Genomic DNA, 1,070 nt, shown 5'->3' with positions numbered 1-1,070 from the left:
GTAAGCGTCCGGCCAAGCCTTCTTTGAGCGATCGTGGTCTTTGTGCAGATTTCGAAGCTGATTTCGCAATCAATTTCGAAGCTATGGGTTTGCTATGGGCCGCATGGAGATCATCACGGGGCGCGAGCGGCGGAGACGCTGGCCGGACGATGAGAAGCTGCGCATTCTGGAGGAAGCGGCCCAGCCCGGGACCAGCGCGGCAGCGGTGGCGCGGCGCCATGACCTTCTGCCGCAACAGATCTACACTTGGCGACGGCGCTTTCGGGTGTCGCCGTCCTCTGATCTGGCTCCATCGTTTCTGCCGGTGACGGTCGTGGACGAGACGCCGCCGCCTTCGTGCGACCTATCCCATGCGACTGGCAGGACGGCGCGCCCGTCGGGCCGGATCGAGATCGTCTGCCGGAACGGGCGGGTGGTGAAAATCAGCGCCGGCTTCGACGTTGAGCGCCTGGGCGCTCTGATCCGCGCGGTGGAAACGGCATGATCGCGCCCGGTTCCGGCGTTCGGGTCTATCTGGCCTGTGGCGTCACTGACATGCGCAAGGGTATCGCAGGGCTTTCGGCGCTGGCCCAGGAAGTGCTGCGTCAGAACCCAGCGTCAGGGGCGGTGTTTGTCTTTCGCGGTCGCCGGGGCGACCGGATCAAACTTCTGTTCTGGGACGGCCAGGGCTTTTGCCTCTATTACAAGGTTTTGGAGCGCGGCCGCTTTCCCTGGCCATCGCCCGCCGATGGCACCGCGCGGCTGACCACAGCACAGCTAGCGATGCTGTGGGAAGGGATCGACTGGCGCCGTCCGGCCTGGACCGCGCCGCCACGTCGCGTGGCATAATCGCAGCGATTCCAGAGCGATAAACCTGTCCCCGGCGGGCCAAATCAGGTAGATTTGGAGGCAATGATCCTGCCGCTCGACAGCCTGCCTCCGGATGCCGATTCCCTGCGTGCCATCATTGCTGCGCAGGCAGAAGCGCTGGCCAAAAAGGACGCCGAGCTGGCCGCCGAACGGGCCCAGCTTGACGCCCGCGATACGCTGATCGAGCGATTGCGGGCGCAGCTTGCAGTGCTCAAGCGGGC

The 1,070-nt window shown here is 64.8% G+C and carries 2 protein-coding genes; both read left to right on the top strand.

Annotated features, from left to right (window positions below; translation table 11 throughout):
• Window positions 1-103 precede the first annotated feature (103 nt).
• A complete protein-coding gene (locus tag RBB34_RS19825) occupies window positions 104-484 on the top strand; it encodes a transposase (protein ID WP_306120972.1) in 381 nt (126 codons plus the stop codon).
• The gene (tnpB, locus tag RBB34_RS19820) at window positions 481-828 is read left to right on the top strand and encodes an IS66 family insertion sequence element accessory protein TnpB (protein WP_306120971.1); all 348 of its coding nucleotides are present in this window, start codon (window positions 481-483) and stop codon (window positions 826-828) included. The genes RBB34_RS19825 and tnpB overlap by 4 nt, the downstream gene beginning before the upstream one ends.
• The last annotated feature ends 242 nt before the right edge of the window (window positions 829-1,070 follow it).

This window comes from Roseitalea sp. MMSF_3546, assembly GCF_030732865.1.
Classification (GTDB): Bacteria; Pseudomonadota; Alphaproteobacteria; order Rhizobiales; family Rhizobiaceae; genus Roseitalea.
The sequence above is the reverse complement of the archived record's forward strand: the minus strand, read 5'-3'. Positions and strand labels throughout refer to the sequence as shown.